This window comes from Azospirillum ramasamyi, from assembly GCF_003233655.1.
Taxonomy (GTDB): Bacteria; Pseudomonadota; Alphaproteobacteria; order Azospirillales; family Azospirillaceae; genus Azospirillum; species Azospirillum ramasamyi.
In genome coordinates, this window is the sequence record NZ_CP029833.1 from 138,474 (window position 1) to 158,927 (window position 20,454).

Below are 20,454 nucleotides of genomic sequence, written 5' to 3' on the forward strand. Positions count from 1 at the left end.
AAAATGGGGACCACTGAAAAGACCATCCTCCTCGACATCGCCGACGGCGTCGCCACGATCACGCTGAACCGGCCCGACCGGCTGAACAGCTTCACCGCGGCCATGCACGAGGAGCTGCGCGAGGCCGTCCGCGAGGTGCGCGACGACAAGGCCGTGCGCTGCCTGCTGCTGACCGGCGCCGGGCGCGGCTTCTGCGCCGGGCAGGATCTGTCCGACCGCGCCGTCGCGCCGGGCGCCCAGGGCCCCGACCTCGGCGTGTCGATCGAGACAAACTACAACCCGCTGGTCCGGTCCTTGCGCGCCCTGCCGATGCCGGTGGTCTGCGCCGTCAACGGCGTCGCCGCCGGGGCGGGCGCCAACATCGCGCTGGCCTGCGACATCGTGCTGGCGGCGCGCTCCGCCAGCTTCATCCAGGCCTTCTGCAAGATCGGGCTGATCCCCGACAGCGGCGGCACCTGGACCCTGCCGCGTCTGGTCGGCCAAGCCCGCGCCATGGGCCTCGCCATGCTGGGCGACAAGGTTTCGGCCGAGCAGGCGGAAGCCTGGGGCATGATCTGGAAGGCGGTGGACGACGACAAGCTGATGGCGGAGGCCGGCGCGCTCGCCCGCCAGCTCGCCACCCAGCCGACGCGCGGCCTCGCCCTCATCAAACAGGCGCTCAACGCCTCCTCCGCCAACGATCTCGACACCCAGCTCGACCTGGAGCGCGACCTCCAGCGCGAGGCCGGTCGCACGCAGGATTACCGCGAGGGCGTCGCCGCCTTCGTCGAGAAACGCGCGCCGAAGTTCGAGGGGCGGTGATGGCGGCGCTCGATCCCTCCGTCACCGTCGCGGTGGTCGGGGCCGGCGCCATGGGCCAGGGCATCGCCCAGGTCGCGGCCCAGGCCGGCCACCCGGTCCTGCTGGTCGATACCCGCCCCGGCGCCGCCCAGGCCGCCGTCGCGTCCATCGCCAAGGCCCTGACCGCCCTGGTCGAAAAGGGCAAGCGCACGGCGGCGGAGCGCGACGCCACCGTGGCCCGCTTGCGCGCCGTCGACGGTCTGTCCGACCTCGCCCCCGCCGGACTGGTGGTGGAGGCCATCGTCGAGGATCCCGACGTCAAGCGCCGCCTGTTCGCCGAGCTGGAGGACATCGTCGGCGAGGACGCCATCCTCGCCACCAACACCTCGTCGCTGTCCGTCACCGCCATCGGCGCCGGGGTGCGGCGGCCGGAACGGCTGGCGGGCCTGCATTTCTTCAACCCGGCGCCGCTGATGGCTCTGGTGGAGATCGTCAGCGGGCTCGCCACCGATGCATCGGTGCTCGACACGCTGTCCGACACCGCGAAGGCCTGGGGCAAGAGCCCGGTGCGCTGCCGCTCGACCCCCGGCTTCATCGTCAACCGCGTCGCCCGCCCCTTCTACGCCGAAGGGCTGCGGCTGGTGCAGGAACAGGCGGCCGATCCCGCCACCATCGACGCCGTGATGCGCGAGGCCGGCGGCTTCCGCATGGGGCCGTTCGAATTGATGGACCTGATCGGCCATGACGTGAACTTCGCCGTCACCCGCTCGGTCCACGCCGCCTATTTCGGCGACCCGCGCTTCCAGCCCTCGCTCATCCAGCAGGAACTGGTCGAGGCCGGGCGCCTCGGCCGCAAGACCGGCCGGGGCTTCTACGACCACGCCCCCGGCGCCGCCAAGCCGGTGCCGCGCAGCGCCGAACCCGCCGCCAGGCCGCGGCGCGTGACCGTGCAGGGCGGCCTCGGCCCCGCCGCGGCTCTGACCGGGCTGCTGCGCGAGGCCGGCATCCCGGTGGAGGAGACCGCCGGCAACGGCGTGCTGCTGGTGGACGGCGTCACGCTGGCCCTGACCGACGGCCGCACCGCCACCGCCCGCGGGGCCGAGGAGGGCATCGCCCCGCTGGTGCTGTTCGACCTCGCGCTCGACTATGCCAAGGCCGCCCGCGTGGCGCTGGCCCCCGCCGACGGCACGCCGTCCGAGGCGCTCGCCGCCGCCGTCGGGCTGTTCCAGGCGCTGGGCAAGTCGGTGTCGGTGATCGACGACGCCCCCGGTCTGGTGGTGATGCGCACCGTCGCCATGCTCGCCAGCGAGGCGGCGGACGCGGCGATGCAGGGGGTGGCCAGCGCCGCCGACATCGACACCGCGATGACCAAGGGCGTGAACTACCCGCTGGGTCCGCTGGCCTGGGCCGACCGCGTTGGCCTGCCCCATGTCCTGGGCGTGCTCGACGCCCTGGCCCGCACCTATGGCGAGGACCGCTACCGCGCCTCGGCGCTTCTGCGCCGCAAGATTTCCGGAGGAAACCGCTTCCATGGCTGAGATCCACACCGACCCCCAATCCGCCGATCTTCAGAAATTGGCCGAAGCGGTCGGACGCGGCATGTACGAGCGCGACCATTGCGCCCAGGCCCATGGCATCGAGCTGCTGGAGATCGCCCCCGGCTATGCCCGCATGACGATGACCGTGCGCAAGGACATGGTGAACGGCCACGACATCGGCCATGGCGGCATGACCTTCACGCTGGCCGACACCGCCTTCGCCTATGCCTGCAACGCGGCGAACGAGGTGACGGTGGCGGCGGGCTGCTCCATCACCTTCCCGGCTCCGGCGAAGCTGGGCGACGTGCTGACCGCCGAGTGCCGGGAGGTCCACAAGCGGGGCCGCTCCGGCGTCTACGACGTCACCGTCACCAACCAGGATGGCACGGTCGTCGGCCTGTTCCGCGGCCAGTCGGCGCGCATCTCGGGGACCGTGATCCCGGTCGAGTGATCCGGGAAACGTGACCGCCCCTGGCAGCCACGCCCACGATCCCCATTTGTTTGTTTCTGGAGCGAACCATGCGTGAAGCCTACATCTGCGATGCCGTCCGCACACCCTTCGGCCGTTACGGCGGCGGGCTGGCCCCGGTGCGCCCGGACGACCTCGCCGCGGTGCCGCTGAAGGCCCTGATGGAGCGCAATCCCGGCATCGAATGGTCCGCCGTCGACGACGTGATCCTCGGCTGCGCCAACCAGGCCGGCGAGGACAACCGCAACGTCGCCCGCATGGCCGCGCTGCTGGCCGGATTGCCCGAGACGGTGCCGGGCACCACGGTCAACCGCCTCTGCGGCTCCGGCATGGACAGCATCGGCATGGCCGCCCGCGCCATCAGGTCCGGCGAGGCCGAGCTGATCGTCGCCGGCGGGGTGGAGAGCATGACCCGCGCCCCCTTCGTCATGGGCAAGTCCGACAGCGCCTTCTCCCGGCAGGCGGAGATCTTCGACACCACCATCGGCTGGCGCTTCGTCAATCCGCTGATGAAGGCGAGGTTCGGCGTCGACAGCATGCCGGAGACGGCGGAGAACGTCGCCGCCGACTACGCCGTCTCCCGCGCCGACCAGGACGCCTTCGCCGTCCGCAGCCAGCAGCGCGCCGGCCGCGCCCAGGAGTCCGGGCGCCTCGCCCGCGAGATCGTCCCGGTCCGCATCCCCCGCCGCAAGGGCGAGCCGACGGTGGTCGCCGCCGACGAGCATCCGCGCCCCGACACCACGCTGGAGGCGCTGGCCAAGCTCTCCACCCCCTTCCGCAAGGAGGGCGGCAGCGTGACCGCCGGCAACGCGTCCGGCGTCAATGACGGCGCCGCCGCGGTGATCGTGGCTTCGGCCGATGCGGTGAAGCGTTATGGCCTGACCCCGCGCGCCCGCATCCTCGGCACCGCCGTGGCCGGCGTCCCCCCGCGCGTGATGGGCATCGGTCCGGCCCCGGCGACGCAGAAGCTGCTGGCCCGCCTCGGCCTGACCATCGGCGACGTCGACGTGATCGAGCTGAACGAGGCCTTCGCCGCCCAGGGCCTCGCCGTGCTGCGGATGCTGGGCCTGCCCGACGATGCCGAGCATGTGAACCCGAATGGCGGCGCCATCGCGCTGGGCCATCCGCTGGGCGCCAGCGGCACCCGTCTGGTCGCCAGCGCGGTGATGGAGCTGGAGGACCGCAAGGCGGCCCGCGCGCTCTGCACCATGTGCATCGGCGTCGGCCAGGGCATCGCCATGATGGTGGAGCGGGTCTGAACGAAAACCGGCAACCGGCCGCCAAGCGCCGGGCATCGTTACGAAGGGGAGAAGCGCACCATGTCCATCATGACCGACAGCGGCGTGAACCAGACCAAGGCCGGCATGGACCGCTACGAGTTCGCCAGCCGCGACGAGATCACGGCGATGCAGACGGAGCGGCTGGCATGGTCGCTCCGTCATTCCTACGCCAACGTCGAATCCTTCCGCGCCAAGTGCGAGGCGAAGGGCGTCCATCCCGACGACTTCAAGGAACTGAAGGATCTGGCGCTGTTCCCCTTCACCGTGAAGGACGACCTGCGCCGCGCCTACCCCTACGGCATGTTCGCCGTGCCGATGGAGGACATCGTGCGCGTCCATGCCTCCAGCGGCACCACCGGGCGGCCGACGGTGGTCGGCTACACCAAGGGCGACATCGACGTGTGGGCGGAAGTCGTCGCCCGCTCGATCCGCGCGGCGGGCGGCACGCGCAACGACATCGTCCACATCGCCTACGGCTACGGCCTGTTCACCGGCGGCCTCGGCGCCCATTACGGGGCGGAGCGGCTGGGCTGCGCCGTGGTGCCGATGTCGGGCGGCCAGACCGAGAAGCAGGTCCAGCTGATCCGGGACTTCAAGCCGACCATCATCATGGTCACGCCGTCCTACATGCTGAACATCGCCGACGAGATGCGCCGCCAGGGCATCGACCCGCGCGGCACCAGCCTGCGCGTCGGCATCTTCGGCGCCGAGCCCTGGACCGGCGCGCTGCGCGAGGAGATCGAGCGCACCTTCAACATCCACGCGGTGGACATCTACGGCCTGTCGGAGGTGATGGGGCCGGGCGTCGCGTCCGAATGCGTGGAGACCAAGGACGGCCCGGTGATCTGGGAGGACCATTTCTATCCCGAGATCATCGACCCCGACACCGGCGAGGTGCTGCCCGACGGCTCCTACGGCGAACTGGTCTTCACCACGCTGACCAAGCAGGGCATGCCGGTCATCCGCTACCGCACCCGCGACCTGACCCGGCTGCTGCCGCCCACCGCCCGCGGCATGCGGCGGATGGACAAGATCACCGGCCGCTCCGACGACATGCTCATCATCCGCGGCGTGAACGTCTTCCCGACCCAGGTCGAGGAGCTGATCTGCAAGATCCCCGCCCTCGCCCCCCATTACGAGCTGGTGGTGAGCCGCGACGGGCACATGGACAACCTCGCCGTCCGGGTGGAGATGCACGAGGACATCCACCCGTCGGAATGGGAGGGCCACGCCAAGCACCTGCAGCATTCGATCAAGTCGCTGATCGGCATCAGCACCCGCGTCGAGATCGTCGAACCCGGCGGCATCGCCCGCTCCATCGGCAAGGCCAAGCGCGTGCAGGATCTGCGTCCGAAGGGCTGATACCGCCGAGCCTTACGCTCGGCGGTAAGGGCCGCGACCGAGGCCCCGCAGGCCCATGCCTGCGAAGGCAAGCGGCCGGACGGCCGCGCCCGCCGTTCGAGGGCGGGCGTAAAGCCCGACATGTCAGGCTTTATGCCCGATAAGAAGACTCAGCCCTTCTGCGACAGCAGCGGGAAGGCGTCCAGAACACCGGTCAGCAGGATCTGGACGCCGACGCAGAACAGCAGGAAGGCGAACAGCCGGGTCAGCACCCGCACCCGCCGCGGGCCGAGAAAGGCGACGATGCGGTCGGCGGAGCGGTAGGACAGCCAGATCAGCGCGGCGATCGCCAGCGCCGCCCCCGACATGCCCAGGAAGAACTCCATCAGCGCGCCGGACCCGCTCGCCGGGCGGGTGGAACCGAGTGCGATGGCGACGGCGATGGTGCCCGGCCCGGTGGTGAAGGGAATCGTCATCGGGAAGAAGGCCGATTCCGCCAGCCGGTCGTTATCGCCGGTCGGGGCCGCCTGTTCCTGCTTGCGCTCCTCGTGCCGTTCCGGCGCGGTCAGCAGCGCCCAGGCCCGTTCGGCGACGACGAAGCCGCCGGCGATCCGCAGCGCCGCCATCGACACGCCGAAGAAGTTCAGCACATAGGCGCCCGCCCACAGCGCGGTCAGCATGACGATGGCCGAATAGAGGCTGACCAGCCCGGCCAGCCACGCCCGGTCGCGCGGACTGCTGTCCGCCGTCACCTGGCTGAAGATCAGCGCCATCGCCAGCGGATTGACGATGGAGAACAGGGCGGTGAAGGCGAGCAGGAAACTGTCGAGCATGGGAACCAGGAGTTCATTGGCCGTCCCGACAGTTAGCGGCGACGGGGCGGGACTGGCAAGGACATAGGTTCCCTCTCCCCAACCACCAATCCCCCTCTCCTAGGAGGAAAGGGAGCCATTCCCGTCCCTGCCTGAAAATTCACCACCCACTCAGCCTCAGCCCGAAAATTGTGCGCGCCTGACGAAACGCACGCGGACGAACATTGTCCGCCCCGTCAGTTCCTGTCCCAACGGACAGGTTTTAAAACTGCCGAATCAATCCAGTAGCCACCAGCACTCCCACCGCCGCGCCGTCTGGCTCGCTTCTTGCTCCCGTCCCCCGCGACAGACGACAACGCGAAGGGACGAACGCCGTGCCAGCCGCCCAGCCCGCACCGCTCACTCTGGGTCCGCCTGCCACCCAGGCGGCGCCGCGCACCATCGTCGACATCCGCAACCTGACCCTGACCTATCAGGCCGCCGACCATCCGGTCTACGCACTGAGCGACGTCAGCCTGTCCATTTCCAAGGGCGACTTCATCTCGCTGATCGGCCCCAGCGGCTGCGGCAAGACGACCCTGATGCGGGTGGTCGCCGACCTGGAACAGCCGACCTCCGGCGAGGTGACGGTCAACGGCATGACGCCGGAACAGGCACGGCTGAAGCGGGCCTATGGCTATGTCTTCCAGGCCCCGGCGCTCTATCCGTGGCGCAGTGTGGAGCGCAACGTCACGCTGCCGCTGGAGATCATGGGTCTGCCCAAGGCCGAACGGCAAGCCCGCGCCCGCGAACAGCTGGAACTGGTCGGCCTGGCGGGATTCGAGCGCAAATTCCCCTGGCAGCTGTCGGGCGGCATGCAGCAGCGGGTGTCCATCGCCCGCGCTCTCGCCTTCAATCCCGACCTGCTCTTGATGGACGAGCCGTTCGGCGCGCTCGACGAGATCACCCGCGACCACCTGAATTTGCAGCTCACCCGCCTGTGGCTCAGCACCCGCAAGACCTGCATCTTCGTCACCCATTCCATCGCCGAGGCGGTGTTCCTCTCCACCCGCATCGTGGTGATGAGCCCGCGGCCCGGCCGCATCCTCGACGTCATCGACTGCGACCTGCCGCGCGAGCGCAGGCTGGACATCCGCGAAAGCCCGGAATTCCAGCGCATCGCCCACCGCGTCCGCGAAGGGCTGATGGAGGGCCACAGCTATGACGACTAAGGGCTCCTTGCCGGTGGCGGTCATGGCGCTGGCGGTGCTGGTGCTGTGGTATTCGGGGGCCGTCTGGCTGAACGCGCCGATGGCGGCGGATGCGCTGAACCGCGCCGGCCAAAGCTGGACCGCCGCCGACCTGATCCGCGCCACGCTGGCGATGAAGCGGCCGATCCTGCCGACGCCGGACCAGGTGGCGCTCGACCTCTACAACTCCCTGACCGGCCATCCGGTGACCAGCATCCGCAATCTGCTCTACCACACCGGCGTCACCGCCGGGGCGGCGCTGGCCGGCTTCGGCATGGGGGTGGTGCTGGGCGTGGCGCTGGCGGCGGGGATCGTCCAGGCGCGCACGCTGGAATCGAGCCTGCTGCCCTGGGTCATCGCCTCCCAGACCGTGCCGATCCTGGCCATCGCGCCGATGATCGTGGTGATCCTCGGCAACATCGGCTTCACCGGCCTGCTGCCCAAGGCGATCATCGCCATGTATCTGTGCTTCTTCCCGATCACCATCGGCATGGTCAAGGGACTGCGCTCCGCCGATCCGCTGACGCTGGACCTGATGCGGACCTACAGCGCCGGGACGGCCCAGACCTTCCGCCTGCTGCGCCTGCCGGCCTCCCTGCCCTACCTGTTCACCAGCCTGAAGATCGCGGTCGCCGCCAGCGTCGTCGGCGCCATCGTCGCGGAGCTGCCGACCGGCGGGCAGGCGGGCTTGGGCGCCCGGCTGCTGTCCGGCTCCTATTACGGCCAGACCGTGCAGATCTGGAGCGCGCTGGTGATGGCCGCGCTGCTGAGCGTCACGCTGGTCGGCGCGGTCGGGCTGGCCGAGCGGGCGCTGCTGCCGGGCGGCCGGGGAGGCGCGCGATGAGCCCTTCCACCAACAGCCGCCCCAATACGGCCCGCCCCGATATGGCGCCCTGGCCGCTCGTCATGCTGGCCGCCCCGCTGCTGCCCTTCGCCGTCCGGGATGGCGGCGCCCTGTTCGTGGCGCAGTTGCCGGCCGCATCGATCCTGTTCGCGGTGACCGTTGCCGCCATCCTCGCGCGCCGCCTGCCCGGCTCCGCTTTGGGAGAGGCTTTGCTGCTGCTGGCCGGCGTCGCCGCCGCCTATGCCGCGCCGCTGGTTCTGCTGAACCAGGGCCATGGCGTCGCCCAGGCCGGCGGGCTGTGGGTCTATGTGGCCGGCGCTACCCTGCTGCTGTGGCGGGTGCTGGCACTGCTGGCGGAGGTGAGCGGTCCGGCGCGGCTGGCCGGTCCGGCCCTGTTCGGATTGGCGCTGGTGATGCTGTGGGAGATCCTGACCCGCGGTTTCCAGGTGCCGGCCATCCTGCTGCCGCCGCCCAGCGCGGTGCTGGCCGCCTTCGCCGCCCATGCCGCCGATCTGTGGGACGATTTCCGCCAGACGGTGCTGATCTCCGTCCTGCGCGGCTATCTGATCGGCTGCGGCGCCGGCTTCCTCGTGGCGATCCTGGCCGACCGGGTGCCCTTCCTGGCACGCGGGCTGCTGCCGCTCGGCAATCTCGCCAGCGCCGTGCCGGTGGTGGGCATCGCGCCGATCATGGTGATGTGGTTCGGCTTCGACTGGCAGTCCAAGGCCGCCGTCATCGTGGTGATGACCTTCTTCCCCATGCTGATCAACACGCTGGCCGGGCTGCGGAGCGCCGAGCGCATCCAGCTCGACCTGATGCGGTCCTACGGCGCCGGCTATTGGCGGACGCTGGCGATGCTGCGGCTTCCCTGCGCCTTGCCCTTTTTGTTCAACGGACTGAAGATCAACTCCACCTTGGCTTTGATCGGAGCCATCGTCGCCGAGTTCTTCGGGACGCCGGTGGTGGGGATGGGCTTCCGCATCTCCACCCAGGTCGCCCGGATGAATCTGGATGTCGTGTGGGCGACGATCGCCGTCGCCGCGCTTACCGGATCGCTGCTTTACGGCGCATTGGCGCTGGCGGAGCGGCGCGTCACCGCCTGGCACCCGTCTTTGCGCAAACGCTGAACGCCTTGCTTCAAGCCAATCCAGACTCCAGCCAGAAGAGGATCGAACGCGATGAAGACCCTTGCCTCCGCCGTCCTGCTCGCCGCCACCGCGCTCACCGGCCTCGCCGGCTGGGGAACGCCGGCCGCCGCCGCCGATCCGCTGACGCTGCAACTGAAATGGGTAACCCAGGCCCAGTTCGCCGGCTATTACGTCGCGGCGGCCAAGGGCTTCTACAAGGACGCCGGGCTGGACGTCACCATCAAGGCCGGCGGTCCCGACATCAATCCGACCCAGGTCATCGCCGCCGGCGGCGCCGACGTGATCGTCGATTGGATGCCGTCGGCGCTCGCCAGCCGCGAAAAGGGCGTTCCGCTGGTCAACATCGCCCAGATGTTCCAGAAGTCGGGCATGATGCTGACCTGCCGCAAGGACGCCAACATCAAGGATCCGAAGGACTTCAAGGGCAAGACGCTGGGCGTCTGGTTCTCCGGCAACGAATATCCGTTCCTGTCCTGGATGAGCAAGCTGGGCTATTCCACCTCCGGCTCCAACCCCGACGTGAAGGTGCTGAAGCAGGGTTTCAACGTCGACCCGCTGCTGCAGAAGCAGGCGGCCTGCATCTCCACCATGACCTACAATGAATACTGGCAGCTGATCGAAGCCGGCATTAAGGCGGACGAGCTGACCGTCTTCAAGTACCAGGACCAGGGCGTCGCGACGCTGGAGGACGGCCTCTACGCCACGGAAAAGGCGCTGTCCGATCCCAGGACGGTGGAAAAGCTGGCGAAGTTCGTGAAGGCCTCGGCCAAGGGCTGGGAATATGCCGCCAAGAACCAGGAGGAGGCGGTGAAGATCGTGCTGGAGAACGACACCACCGGCGCCCAGACCGAGGAACACCAGACCACCATGATGCAGGAGGTCGCCAAGCTGATCGACGGCGGCGCCAAGGGCACCGGCTATCTCGACACGGCCGACTTCAACCGCACGGTGGACATCCTGATGTCGGGCGCCTCTGCGCCGGTGATCTCCAGGAAGCCGGAGGGCGCCTACAGCCACGCGGTGTTCGACGCGGCGGCCAAGCTGTAAGGGGAGCGTCACGGGCCCTGGGGGAGCGGGCGTCGCGGACGATCCCTCCCCCAAGCCCTTGCCCGCACAAGACAAAATTGCATTTCTTCCGGCAAAAGACTTTCCGCATGGGGAGCGCAAGAGATATATTAGTAAGCACGGCGTCACGCCGCTGACATGAACGGATCGAACATGGACTCCAACGCGGGCGATATGAATCCGGCGGATGCGACGGCAACGGCGCGCCGCCGCCGCCGGCCCGCCAGCGCCAGGGCCCGGCCGGCCCATCGCGGCGGCACCGTGTCGGGCGCGATCTACCGCGACCTGCGCGACGAAATCGTTTCCCTGCACCGCAAGCCGGGTGAACCGCTGATCGAAAAGGAGGTGGCGGACAGCTATGGCGTCAGCCGCACGCCGGTGCGCGAGGCGATGCTGAAGCTGGCCGACGAAGGGCTGGTGGAGGTGTTCCCGCAATCCGGCACCTTCGTCGCCCGCATTCCCTTGAGCGCCTTGCCCGAGGCCATCGCCATCCGCCGCGCGCTGGAGGAGGCGACGGTGCGCTATGCCGCCGAACAGGCGACCGGCAGCCAGGTGGCCCGCCTGCGCGCCAACCTGGAACTGCAGCGGGAAATGCAGGAGACCGGCAATTTCGACGGCTTCCACGATGCCGACGAGGATTTCCACGCGCTTCTGGCGGAGATATCCGGCTATCCCGGCTTCTGGACGCTGACCCAGCAGGTGAAGCGGCAGGTCGACCGCTACCGCCACCTGACGCTGCCGGTGGCCGGCCGGATGGAGAAGGCCCTTGCCGAACACGGCGCCGTCGTCGAGGCGATCGCCGCCCGCGACCCGGACCGCGCCGTCGCCGAGCTGCGCCGCCACCTGACCGACCTTCAGCTGGGCATCGCCGACGTCCAGCGGATCAATCCGCAATATTTCACCGACTGACGCCGGCGGCGCCCAGCCGCCCTCACACCTTCCGCGTCTCGTAATCGGTGAAGCTCGCCGCGCGCGGGACGTAGCCGCCGGCGAAATGCGGCGAGGACACGATCATGTCCGCGGTCGCCTCGTTGCAGGCCATCGGGATGTTGTACAGCGTGGCGAGGCGGGTCAGCGCCTTCACGTCGACGTCGTGCGGCTGGGCGGTCATCGGATCGACGAAGAAGACCAGCATGTCGATCCGCCCCTCCGCGATCATGGCGCCGATCTGCTGGTCGCCGCCGAGCGGACCGCTCTTCAGCGGGGTCACGTCCAGATTGGGATGGGCGGTACGCACCTTCTGGCCGGTGGTGCCGGTCGCCCAATAGGCGTGGCCGTCCAGCGCCGCGATGTTGGCGCCGATCCAGGCGATGAGATCCGCCTTGCGGGCGTCATGGGCGACGAGGGCGATGCGCTTGCGGGGCTGCTGGGCGGTCATGGATCCGGTCTCCGGGGGAATGCCTCGTATCATCGAGCACAAGGCGGAACTTAGGCTCGGCGGCATCACTACTGATATATCAGATTGCTCGCAGGCGCAACGCGGGCACCCCGCCCGGCCGCGCCGGCACGGGATTCCCGCGCCTCTGCCGCCGATTCTCCGCCCTTTGAAATGTCCGGATTTCCATCATTAGCCCTTGCCCGTTCTACTAGTATATTAGTATCATCGGGACAGACTTGCCGACCTCGCCGGCCATCCCGAATTCGAAGGATCCGTTCGCCATGAAAATCTCCGTCCGCCACGCCTCCCACCCCGATGCGGCGCGCAACTTCGATACCGAGACGCTGCGCGACCACTTCCTGGTTCCGACCCTGTTCGAGGCGGACGAGACCGTCTTCACCTACAGCCACATCGACCGCTTCGTCGTCGGCGGCGCCATGCCGGTCGCCGGCCCGGTCAAGCTGGTGTCGTCCAAGGAGATCGGCTCGCCCAACTTCCTCGACCGCCGCGAACTGGGCGTGATCAATGTCGGCGGCCCCGGCCGCGTCACCGTCGACGGCGCGGTGTTCGAACTGGCGACGCGCGACGCGCTCTATGTCACGATGGGCAGCAAGGACGTCACCTTCGAAAGCCTGGACCGCCGCGAACCGGCCAAGTTCTACCTGAACAGCACGCCGGCCCATGCGCGGTTCGAGACGATGAAGATCTCCATCGGACAGGCCAAGGCCATGCCTCTGGGCGACCCGGCCCAGTCGAACGAGCGCACCATCTACCAGATGATCCACCCGGACGTGGTGCGCACCGCTCAGCTGGTCATGGGCATGACCGTGCTGAATCCGAACAACATGTGGAACTCGATGCCGTGCCACACCCATGGCCGGCGCTGCGAGGTCTATTTCTACTTCGACCTGCCGGAGGACGCCCGCGTCTTCCACCTGATGGGCGAGCCGGATCAGACCCGCCACATCGTCGTCGCCAACGAGCAGGCGGTGATCTCCCCGCCCTGGTCGATCCATTCCGGCGTCGGCACCCGCAACTACACCTTCATCTGGGCGATGGCCGGCGACAACCAGGACTTCACCGACATGGATTTCGTCCCCATGGACCGCCTGCGCTGAGGCCCGACGAAACCATGACCGGATCCATGACCAAATCCTTCGATCTGACCGGCCGGTCGGCGCTGGTCACCGGCGCCAACACCGGCATCGGGCAGGCCATCGCCGTGGCGCTGGCCGAGGCCGGCGCCGACGTTGCGGTGGCCGGCCGCACCGCGCCGGTGGAGACGCAACAGATGGTGGAGCGCGCCGGCCGCCGCTTCGTCTCCATCGCCGCCGACTTCACCAGCATCGAACCGGTTCCCCGCATCATGGAGGAGGCCGTCGCCGGGCTGGGCCATGTCGATATCCTGGTCAACAATGCCGGCATCATCCGGCGCGCCGATTCCATCGACTTCACCGAAGCCGACTGGGACGAGGTGATGAACGTCAACATCAAGTCGGTGTTCTTCCTCTGCCAGGCGTTCGGCCGCCATGTCTTCGCGCGCCGGGCCGCGGGCGAGGACGCCAAGGGCAAGATCATCAACATCGCCTCGATGCTGTCCTTCCAGGGCGGCATCCGGGTGCCGTCCTACACGGCATCCAAGAGCGGCATCGCCGGCATCACGAAGCTCCTGGCCTGCGAATGGGCGGGCAAGGGCATCAACGTGAACGCCATCGCGCCGGGCTATGTCGAGACCAACAACACGACGGCCCTGCGCGCCGACGAGAAGCGGAACGCCGAGATCCTCGGCCGCATCCCGGCCGGGCGCTGGAGCGTGCCGTCCGACATGGGCGGCCCTGCGGTGTTCCTGGCCTCCGACGCCTCCGATTATGTCCACGGCATCACCCTGCCGGTCGACGGCGGCTGGCTGGCGCGCTGACGTGAACCGACACCCGCCGTCCCCTCTGTCCGGGGCGGCGGCGGGATCCCAGGGGAAGATGGAGGAAGACCGATGTCCACCGACGTGTTCGTGACCGCGGGCGACATTCCGTGGCAGGATCTGGGCGATGGGGTGCGGCGCAAGATCCTCGGCTACAACGACGCCATGATGATGGTGCGGGTGGAGTTCGAGGCCGGCGCCATCGGCGCGCAGCACCGCCACCCGCATGTCCAGTGCGCCGTGGTGGAGAAGGGGGCGTTCGACGTCACCATCGACGGCCGCACCCGGCGGCTGAACACCGGCGACGGCTATATGGTGCCGTCCAACGTGCTGCATGGCGTGGTGGCGGTGGAGCCGGGCGTGCTGCTCGACATCTTCACACCGATCCGCGAGGATTTCCTGGACGGGCCGGTGGCCTACGCCGCCGCGGCCGACGCCACGCAGTCTTGACCGGCACCCGGAGAAGGGGACCGCCGCGCTCCCCTTCTCCCCGGAACCCTGCCTCGGATCAGGCGAGATCGCCGGGTGCGGTGAAGTAGCGCGGATAGTCGCGGCGGATGTCGGCGACCGAGATCTGCAGGTCGTCCAGATGCTCGTCCAGCGCCTTGGCCGCGGCGGCGGGATCGTTGACCGCGATGGCATCGACGATGGCGGTGTGCTCGGCGATCACCTCGGCGACGCGGCCGAGCACCGGCAGGGTCAGCAGGCGGTAGCGGTCGATCTGCACCTTGGTCTGCTGGATCAGCGTCCAGAATCCGGGATAGCCGGCGATCTCCGCGACCAGCGCGTGGAACGCCTCGTCGGCCTGATGGAAGCCGTGGAAATCGGCGGCCTCCTGCATTTCCTTCTGCAACTCGAGATTGGCCCGCAGCGCCGCGATCTGGCTGCGCGTCGCACGCGCCGCGGCATAGCGCACCGTCGCCTCTTCCAGCGCCTTGCGGATGGCGAAGGCTTCCGGCAGGCCGTCCAGCGGAATGCGCGCCACGAAGGTGCCGGATTGCGGGAAGATCTCGATCAGCCCCTCGTCGGCCAGCTTCAGCACCGCTTCGCGAACCGGCGTGCGGCTGACGCCGTAAATCTCGGCGATCTGCTTTTCAGCGATGGCATCGCCGGGCTTGCGCTTCAGCGAGACGATCTCCGCCCGCAGGTCGCGGTAGATGCGCGACGCCACCGTCGCGGCGCGGCGCGGCGGGCGGACCGTCGCTGCCGGAGCCGCGGCGCGCCCGGCGGTTGCAGAGGCCAGGCCGCCTTCATCGTCTGTCGTCGCGACCTTCTTCACCGATCACTCCATTCCGGCAGGCGTGTAACCGGGCGGCGGACTTCCGCCCGTGGGACGTTCCTCGTTTCCTGCAATCTACCCGCCCCGCTTCACCAAGGTCAAACCCGTCGCCAGCGTCAGCAACGGCCTTCCCGCTCCGGGCGCAACGGGGGGTGCAGGCCATTGAGAACCGAGAAGTTGGCAGGGAGCATGATTGGACTTGCAATCATATCTGATATATTAATATTGTACAATCGGCCGGTAGGGACGGTCCCCGCACGGACCCTGCCTTCTCCCAACCCTGCTTTTGTCACCCACTTGCAGCGCAGAGGCTTCCGATGCTTCACCCCGACCGTCTGTTCCCGAGCGACCCGACGCAGCGCGACATCGCGCGGCGCCTCTACGGCGAAGTCAGCGCCCTGCCGATCATCAGCCCGCACGGCCACACCGACCCGTCCTGGTTCGCGAAGAACGAGGCGTTCCCCGACCCGGCGAGCCTGTTCGTCAAGCCCGACCACTATGCTTTCCGCATGCTCTACAGCCAGGGAATTCCGCTGGAGCAGCTGGGCGTGCCGCGCAAGGACGGCGGGGAAACCTCGTCCGACTCGCGTGCCATCTGGCGCCTTCTGGCCGCCAACTGGCACCTGTTCCGCGGCACGCCGACAGCGATGTGGCTGACCCATGCCTTCGAGACGGTGTTCGGCGTCACCGAGCGTCTGAGCGCCGCCAGCGCCGACCGCATCTACGACCAGATCGAAGAGTGCCTGCGCAAGCCGGAATTCCGCCCGCGCGCCCTGTTCGAACGCTTCAACCTGGAAGTGCTGGCGACCACCGAATCGCCGCTCGACACGCTGGAGCACCACAAGGCGATCCGCGAGAGCGGCTGGAAGGGCCGGGTCATCACCGCCTTCCGCCCCGACCCCGTCGTCGATCCCGAATTCGAGGGCTTCCGCGAGAACCTCGCCGAGTTGGCCCGCATCACCGGCAAGGACACAGCGACCTGGGACGGCTATCTCGCCGCGCTCGCCGACCGCCGCCGGTATTTCAAGAGCTTCGGCGCCACCTCGACCGACCACGGCCACCCGACGGCGGCGACCGCCGATCTGCCGCGCGCGGAGGCCGAGACGCTGTTCGACATCGTCCGCCGCGGCGGCGCGACCGCCGGGGAGGCCGAGCTGTTCCGCGCCCAGATGCTGACGGAAATGGCGCGGATGAGCCTGGAGGACGGTCTGGTCATGCAGATCCACCCCGGCTCCTTCCGCAACCACAACAGCCTCTTGTTCGAGCGTTTCGGCCGCGACAAGGGCGCCGACATCCCCAGCGGCACCGAGTATGTGCGGGCGCTGAAGCCGCTGCTCGACCGCTTCGGCAACGAGCGCGACCTGACCATCATCCTGTTCACCCTGGACGAGGACAGCTATGCGCGCGAATTGGCCCCGCTCGCCGGGCATTACCCGGCGCTGCGCGTCGGCCCCGCCTGGTGGTTCCACGACAGCCCCGAGGGGATGCGCCGCTACCGCGAGATGATCACGGAGACCGCCGGCTTCTACAACACGGTGGGCTTCAACGACGACACCCGCGCCTTCTGCTCGATCCCGGCCCGCCACGACGTGTCGCGCCGCGTCGACTGCAGCTTCCTCGCCCGGCTGGTCGCCGAACACCGGCTGGAAGAGGACGAGGCGGCGGAGCTGGCGGTCGATCTCGCCTACCGCCTCGCCAAGAACGCCTACAAGCTGTAACGGCCTCCCTCCCTCTCCTCCCTGGGGGAGAGGGATCATCGCGCCCCGAGGACATCGCCCCATGGCATCGCCGACCATCCGCCTGCACCCCGCCGACAACGTCGTCGTCGCCGGCGCCGACCTGGAGCCCGGCACCGTTCTGCCCGGCCCCGATGAGGTGTCGGGCGTCGCGACCAGCGGGCCGGTGCCGGCCGGGCACAAGGTCGCGGTGCGCGCCATCGCGCCGGGCGAACCGGTGCGCAAGTACAATCAGGTCATCGGCTTCGCCACCGCGGCGATCTGGCCGGGCGACCACGTCCACGTCCACAACATGGGCATGGGCAGCGACTTCGCGCGCGATTACGCCTTCGGCGCCGACGTCCAGCCGGTCGAGCCGATCCCGGAGGCCGAGCGCGCCGCCTTCCAGGGCATCCTGCGCCCGGATGGCCGCGTCGCCACCCGCAACTACATCGGTGTGCTGACCTCGGTGAACTGCTCCGCCACCGCGGCGCGGATGATCGCCGACCATTTCCGCGGCTCCGCCCTGGCCGCCTACCCCAACATCGACGGCGTCGTCGCGCTGACCCACGGCTACGGCTGCGGCATGGCCGGCAGCGGCGAGGTGATGGACACGCTGCGCCGGACCATCGCCGGCTACGCCCGCCACCCGAACTTCGCCGCGGTGATCCTGCTCGGCCTCGGCTGCGAGGTGAACCAGATCGACACGCTGATGGAGGCCACCGGCCTGGAAGCGGGATCCCGCGTCATCCCCATCGGCATCCAGGACATGGGCGGCACCGCCGCCGCCGCCCGCGAAGGCATCCGCCGGATCGAGGCGCTGCTGCCCGAGGTCAACGACGTCACCCGCCGGGCCCTGCCGGCCAGCCACCTGACGCTGGCGCTGCAATGCGGCGGCTCCGACGGTTATTCCGGCATCACCGCCAACCCGGCGCTGGGCCATGCCGTCGACCTGCTGGTCCGCAACGGCGGCACCGCCGTGCTGAGCGAGACGCCGGAGGTCTATGGCGCCGAGCATCTGCTGACCCGCCGCGCCATCCGCCGCGAGGTGGGCGAGGCGCTGGTCGAGCGCATCGGCTGGTGGGAGGACTACACCAGCCGCGCCGGCGGCGAGATGAACAACAACCCGTCGCCCGGCAACAAGAAGGGCGGCCTGACCACCATCCTGGAAAAGTCGCTGGGCGCGGTCGCCAAGGGCGGCACCACCCCGATGACCGCCGTCTACCGCTATGCCGAGCCGATCACCGGCAAGGGCTTCGTCTTCATGGACACCCCCGGCTACGACCCGGTGTCGGCGACGGGACAGGTGGCGGGCGGCGCCACCGTGCTGTGCTTCACCACCGGCCGCGGCTCCGTCTTCGGCTGCAAGCCGACGCCCAGCCTGAAGCTGGCGACCAACAGCGAGCTGTTCCGCAGGATGCCGGACGACATGGACATCGATTGCGGCGCCATCGCCACCGGCGACGCCTCGATCGAGGAGGTCGGCCGCGCGATCTTCCAGCTGGTTCTCGACACCGCCTCGGGCCGCAAGACCAAGAGCGAGGAACTCGGCGTCGGCGCCGATGAATTCGCACCTTGGCAGATGGGAGCGGTTATGTAAGGGGTCCGCCCCCCTTGACCATGACCGATGACGAGCCGGCGCCATGCCAGACAGTTCCATTCGCCACACCGACCCCCGCACCGATGCCGAAGCCGGTCCCGAACCGGTGAACGCGCCGCAGACCCCGATCCAGCCGACGGTCAATCCGCCGGCCGCATCGGGATCCAAGGGCACGGAGCCGATGCGGGCGATCCTGCTGGTGGTGCTGGCGGTGGCCTGCCTGTCCTGCTCCGACGCCACGGCGAAATATCTCGCCCAAACCCTGCCGCCGGCCGAGATCGCCTGGATGCGCTATGTCGTCTTCACCGCGCTGGTGATGCCGCTGGCGCTGCGCGGCGGTTCGCTGCGGGTCTTCAGGACGACGCGACCGGGGCTGCAGATCCTGCGGGGCATGGGGATGCTGGGCTCGGCGCTGTTCTTCATCATGGCGATGCAGCATCTGCCTTTGGCGGAGGCCGCGGCGATCAGCTTCGTCTCTCCCGTCTTCGTCACCGCGCTGTCGATCCTGCTGCTGAAGGAGACGGTCGGCATCCGCCGCTGGGCGGCGCTGATGGTCGGGCTGGCCGGCGTCGTCATCGTCATCCGGCCGGGGGCGGAGGGGTTCCAGGCCGCCTCGCTCCTGCCGATCCTGACCGCCTTCAGCTGGGCTTTGGGCCTGGTCGCGACGCGCAAGATGACGGTGCAGGAAAACCCGCTGACCACCATGGTGTGGAGCGCGCTCACCGGCCTGATCGTGCTGACGGCGCTGCTTCCCCTGAACGCGGCATGGCCGACGCCGTGGGAGATGCTGCTCGGCGCCTTCATCGGGCTGGTCTACACCCTGTCGCAATGGCTGCTGATCCTGGCCTACCGCCAGGGCGAGGCATCGGTGCTGGCGCCCTTCACCTATGTCCAGCTGATCTGGTCCACGGCGCTGGGTTTCCTCGTCTTCGGCGCGGTGCCCGACCATTGGACCTTCGTCGGCACGGGCGTGATCATCGCCAGCGGCCTCTACACCGCGCACCGCGAACGGATGCGGGCGCGGCAGCGCCGCGCCGCGGCTGCATGACCAAGGATGACAAAGGATTTGCCGGGGCGATCCCCGGCTTGTGGAGAAGAAGCATGACCGACACCGCCAACCGCGTCGCCGCTCTCGGCGAATGCATGATCGAGATGTTCCGCCGGCCGGACGGGTCGCTGACCATGGGGTTCGGCGGCGACACGCTGAACACCGCGGTCTATCTGGCGCGGCTGGGCGCGCCGGTCGATTATGTCACCGCGCTGGGCGACGACAGCATCAGCGACGGCATGGTCGCCGCCTGGGCGGCGGAGGGTGTCGGCACGTCCCATGTCCTGCGGGTGCCGAACCGCCTGCCCGGCCTCTACCTGATCGAGACGGATGCCGGCGGCGAGCGCCGCTTCCTCTACTGGCGTGACAAGGCCCCGGCGCGCGAGTTGTTCGCCCTGCCCCAGACGCCGGAGCTTTCCAAGGCGCTGGAGGGCTACGGCATCGTCTATCTTTCCGGCATCAGCATCGCCATCCTGGGCGAAGAGGGGCGCGAGCGGCTGTTCGAGCTGCTGCACCGGGTGCGGGCGCGCGGCGGCAAAATCGCCTTCGACACCAACTGGCGCCCGCGCCTGTGGCCGGACATCGAAACCGCCCGCGTCGCCTTCGACCGCATGCTGCGGCTGACCGACATCGCGCTGCCCGGCGTCACCGACCTGCGCGACCTCTATGGCGACGCCGATGCCGACGCCGTTCTGGCCCGCGTCCGCAACGCCGGCGTCGCCGAGATCGTCCTGAAGCTGGAACAGCCCGGCTGCGTGGTGATCGAGAACGGCAGGGCCATCGAGGTTCCGGCGCAGAAGGTCGCCACGGTGGTCGACACCACGGCGGCCGGCGACAGCTTCAGCGCCGGCTATCTCGCCGCCCGCCTGCGCGGCGAAGGCCCGGCCGACGCCGCCCGCGCCGCCCACAAGCTGGCCGCCGCCGTCATCCAGCACCGCGGCGCCATCATCCCGCGCGAGGCCATGCCGGCCTGACCGCCGGTCCGGGCCTTTGCAGTCATATCATCGGGC

At 69.0% G+C, this 20,454-nt stretch carries 20 protein-coding genes; 17 read left to right on the plus strand and 3 right to left on the minus strand.

What is annotated here, in order from left to right; translation table 11 throughout:
* Window positions 1–3: 3 nt before the first annotated feature.
* From paaG to paaK, 5 genes are all read left to right on the plus strand, one after another.
* A complete protein-coding gene (gene paaG / locus DM194_RS22895; RefSeq protein WP_111069880.1) occupies window positions 4–801 on the plus strand; it encodes a 2-(1,2-epoxy-1,2-dihydrophenyl)acetyl-CoA isomerase PaaG in 798 nt (265 codons plus the stop codon).
* Window positions 801–2,318 (plus strand): 3-hydroxyacyl-CoA dehydrogenase PaaH, encoded by a 1,518-nt coding sequence (paaH, locus tag DM194_RS22900; RefSeq protein WP_111069881.1) that lies wholly within the window; start codon window positions 801–803, stop codon window positions 2,316–2,318. Before paaG ends, paaH begins: the two co-directional genes overlap by 1 nt.
* Window positions 2,311–2,769, plus strand: a complete 459-nt coding sequence (gene paaI, locus DM194_RS22905; RefSeq protein ID WP_111069882.1) for a hydroxyphenylacetyl-CoA thioesterase PaaI — start codon at window positions 2,311–2,313, stop codon at window positions 2,767–2,769. The genes paaH and paaI overlap by 8 nt, the downstream gene beginning before the upstream one ends.
* Window positions 2,770–2,837: 68 nt before the next feature.
* A complete protein-coding gene (pcaF, locus tag DM194_RS22910) occupies window positions 2,838–4,046 on the plus strand; it encodes a 3-oxoadipyl-CoA thiolase (protein WP_111069883.1) in 1,209 nt (402 codons plus the stop codon).
* A gap of 60 nt (window positions 4,047–4,106) precedes the next feature.
* A complete protein-coding gene (gene paaK, locus DM194_RS22915) occupies window positions 4,107–5,429 on the plus strand; it encodes a phenylacetate--CoA ligase PaaK (RefSeq protein WP_111069884.1) in 1,323 nt (440 codons plus the stop codon).
* A 149-nt stretch (window positions 5,430–5,578) separates the two neighbouring features.
* On the opposite strand, the gene DM194_RS22920 is transcribed toward paaK, so the two are convergent.
* Entirely contained in the window at window positions 5,579–6,241 is a 663-nt protein-coding gene (locus DM194_RS22920; RefSeq protein WP_111069885.1) for a MarC family protein, read from the minus strand.
* 383 nt (window positions 6,242–6,624) lie between these two features.
* Here DM194_RS22920 and DM194_RS22925 point away from each other — a divergent pair, with 383 nt between their 5' ends.
* From DM194_RS22925 to DM194_RS22945, 5 genes are all read left to right on the plus strand, one after another.
* Entirely contained in the window at window positions 6,625–7,431 is an 807-nt protein-coding gene (locus DM194_RS22925) for an ABC transporter ATP-binding protein (protein ID WP_425457328.1), read from the plus strand.
* Window positions 7,421–8,293 (plus strand): ABC transporter permease, encoded by an 873-nt coding sequence (locus DM194_RS22930; RefSeq protein WP_111069887.1) that lies wholly within the window; start codon window positions 7,421–7,423, stop codon window positions 8,291–8,293. Before DM194_RS22925 ends, DM194_RS22930 begins: the two co-directional genes overlap by 11 nt.
* Window positions 8,290–9,420, plus strand: coding sequence for an ABC transporter permease (locus tag DM194_RS22935; RefSeq protein ID WP_111069888.1), 1,131 nt, complete (start codon window positions 8,290–8,292; stop codon window positions 9,418–9,420). Before DM194_RS22930 ends, DM194_RS22935 begins: the two co-directional genes overlap by 4 nt.
* 51 nt (window positions 9,421–9,471) lie before the next feature.
* The gene (locus DM194_RS22940; RefSeq protein ID WP_111069889.1) at window positions 9,472–10,488 is read left to right on the plus strand and encodes an ABC transporter substrate-binding protein; all 1,017 of its coding nucleotides are present in this window, start codon (window positions 9,472–9,474) and stop codon (window positions 10,486–10,488) included.
* A gap of 171 nt (window positions 10,489–10,659) precedes the next feature.
* Window positions 10,660–11,415: a GntR family transcriptional regulator gene (locus DM194_RS22945; RefSeq protein WP_111070278.1), complete on the plus strand. Its 756-nt coding sequence runs from the start codon at window positions 10,660–10,662 to the stop codon at window positions 11,413–11,415.
* A 22-nt stretch (window positions 11,416–11,437) separates the two neighbouring features.
* Here DM194_RS22945 and DM194_RS22950 read toward each other — a convergent pair whose 3' ends face one another.
* Window positions 11,438–11,884, minus strand: a complete 447-nt coding sequence (locus DM194_RS22950) for a methylglyoxal synthase (protein ID WP_111069890.1) — start codon at window positions 11,882–11,884, stop codon at window positions 11,438–11,440.
* Window positions 11,885–12,165: 281 nt separating this feature from the next.
* Between DM194_RS22950 and kduI the strand changes: the two genes are divergently transcribed.
* The 3 genes from kduI to DM194_RS22965 all read left to right on the plus strand — a co-directional run bounded on the left by kduI (window position 12,166) and on the right by DM194_RS22965 (window position 14,252).
* The gene (gene kduI, locus DM194_RS22955; RefSeq protein WP_111070279.1) at window positions 12,166–13,002 is read left to right on the plus strand and encodes a 5-dehydro-4-deoxy-D-glucuronate isomerase; all 837 of its coding nucleotides are present in this window, start codon (window positions 12,166–12,168) and stop codon (window positions 13,000–13,002) included.
* A 26-nt stretch (window positions 13,003–13,028) separates the two neighbouring features.
* On the plus strand, window positions 13,029–13,802 hold the full coding sequence (kduD, locus tag DM194_RS22960) for a 2-dehydro-3-deoxy-D-gluconate 5-dehydrogenase KduD (protein WP_111070280.1): 774 nt from the start codon (window positions 13,029–13,031) through the stop codon (window positions 13,800–13,802).
* 72 nt (window positions 13,803–13,874) lie between these two features.
* Entirely contained in the window at window positions 13,875–14,252 is a 378-nt protein-coding gene (locus DM194_RS22965; RefSeq protein WP_111069891.1) for a cupin domain-containing protein, read from the plus strand.
* Window positions 14,253–14,310: 58 nt separating this feature from the next.
* On the opposite strand, the gene DM194_RS22970 is transcribed toward DM194_RS22965, so the two are convergent.
* Complete coding sequence (locus DM194_RS22970) at window positions 14,311–15,081, minus strand: GntR family transcriptional regulator (RefSeq protein ID WP_425457326.1); 771 nt, start codon at window positions 15,079–15,081, stop codon at window positions 14,311–14,313.
* Between the two features lie 317 nt (window positions 15,082–15,398).
* Between DM194_RS22970 and uxaC the strand changes: the two genes are divergently transcribed.
* The 4 genes from uxaC (at window position 15,399) to DM194_RS22990 (ending at window position 20,418) form a co-directional block, all read left to right on the plus strand.
* Window positions 15,399–16,799 carry a glucuronate isomerase gene (uxaC, locus tag DM194_RS22975; RefSeq protein WP_111069892.1) on the plus strand — a complete coding sequence of 467 codons (1,401 nt, stop codon included), beginning with the start codon at window positions 15,399–15,401 and terminating at the stop codon, window positions 16,797–16,799.
* Window positions 16,800–16,860: 61 nt separating this feature from the next.
* Window positions 16,861–18,396, plus strand: coding sequence for a UxaA family hydrolase (locus DM194_RS22980; RefSeq protein WP_111069893.1), 1,536 nt, complete (start codon window positions 16,861–16,863; stop codon window positions 18,394–18,396).
* A 43-nt stretch (window positions 18,397–18,439) separates the two neighbouring features.
* On the plus strand, window positions 18,440–19,444 hold the full coding sequence (locus DM194_RS22985) for a DMT family transporter (protein ID WP_111069894.1): 1,005 nt from the start codon (window positions 18,440–18,442) through the stop codon (window positions 19,442–19,444).
* A 53-nt stretch (window positions 19,445–19,497) separates the two neighbouring features.
* Complete coding sequence (locus tag DM194_RS22990; protein ID WP_111069895.1) at window positions 19,498–20,418, plus strand: sugar kinase; 921 nt, start codon at window positions 19,498–19,500, stop codon at window positions 20,416–20,418.
* Window positions 20,419–20,454: the final 36 nt, after the last annotated feature.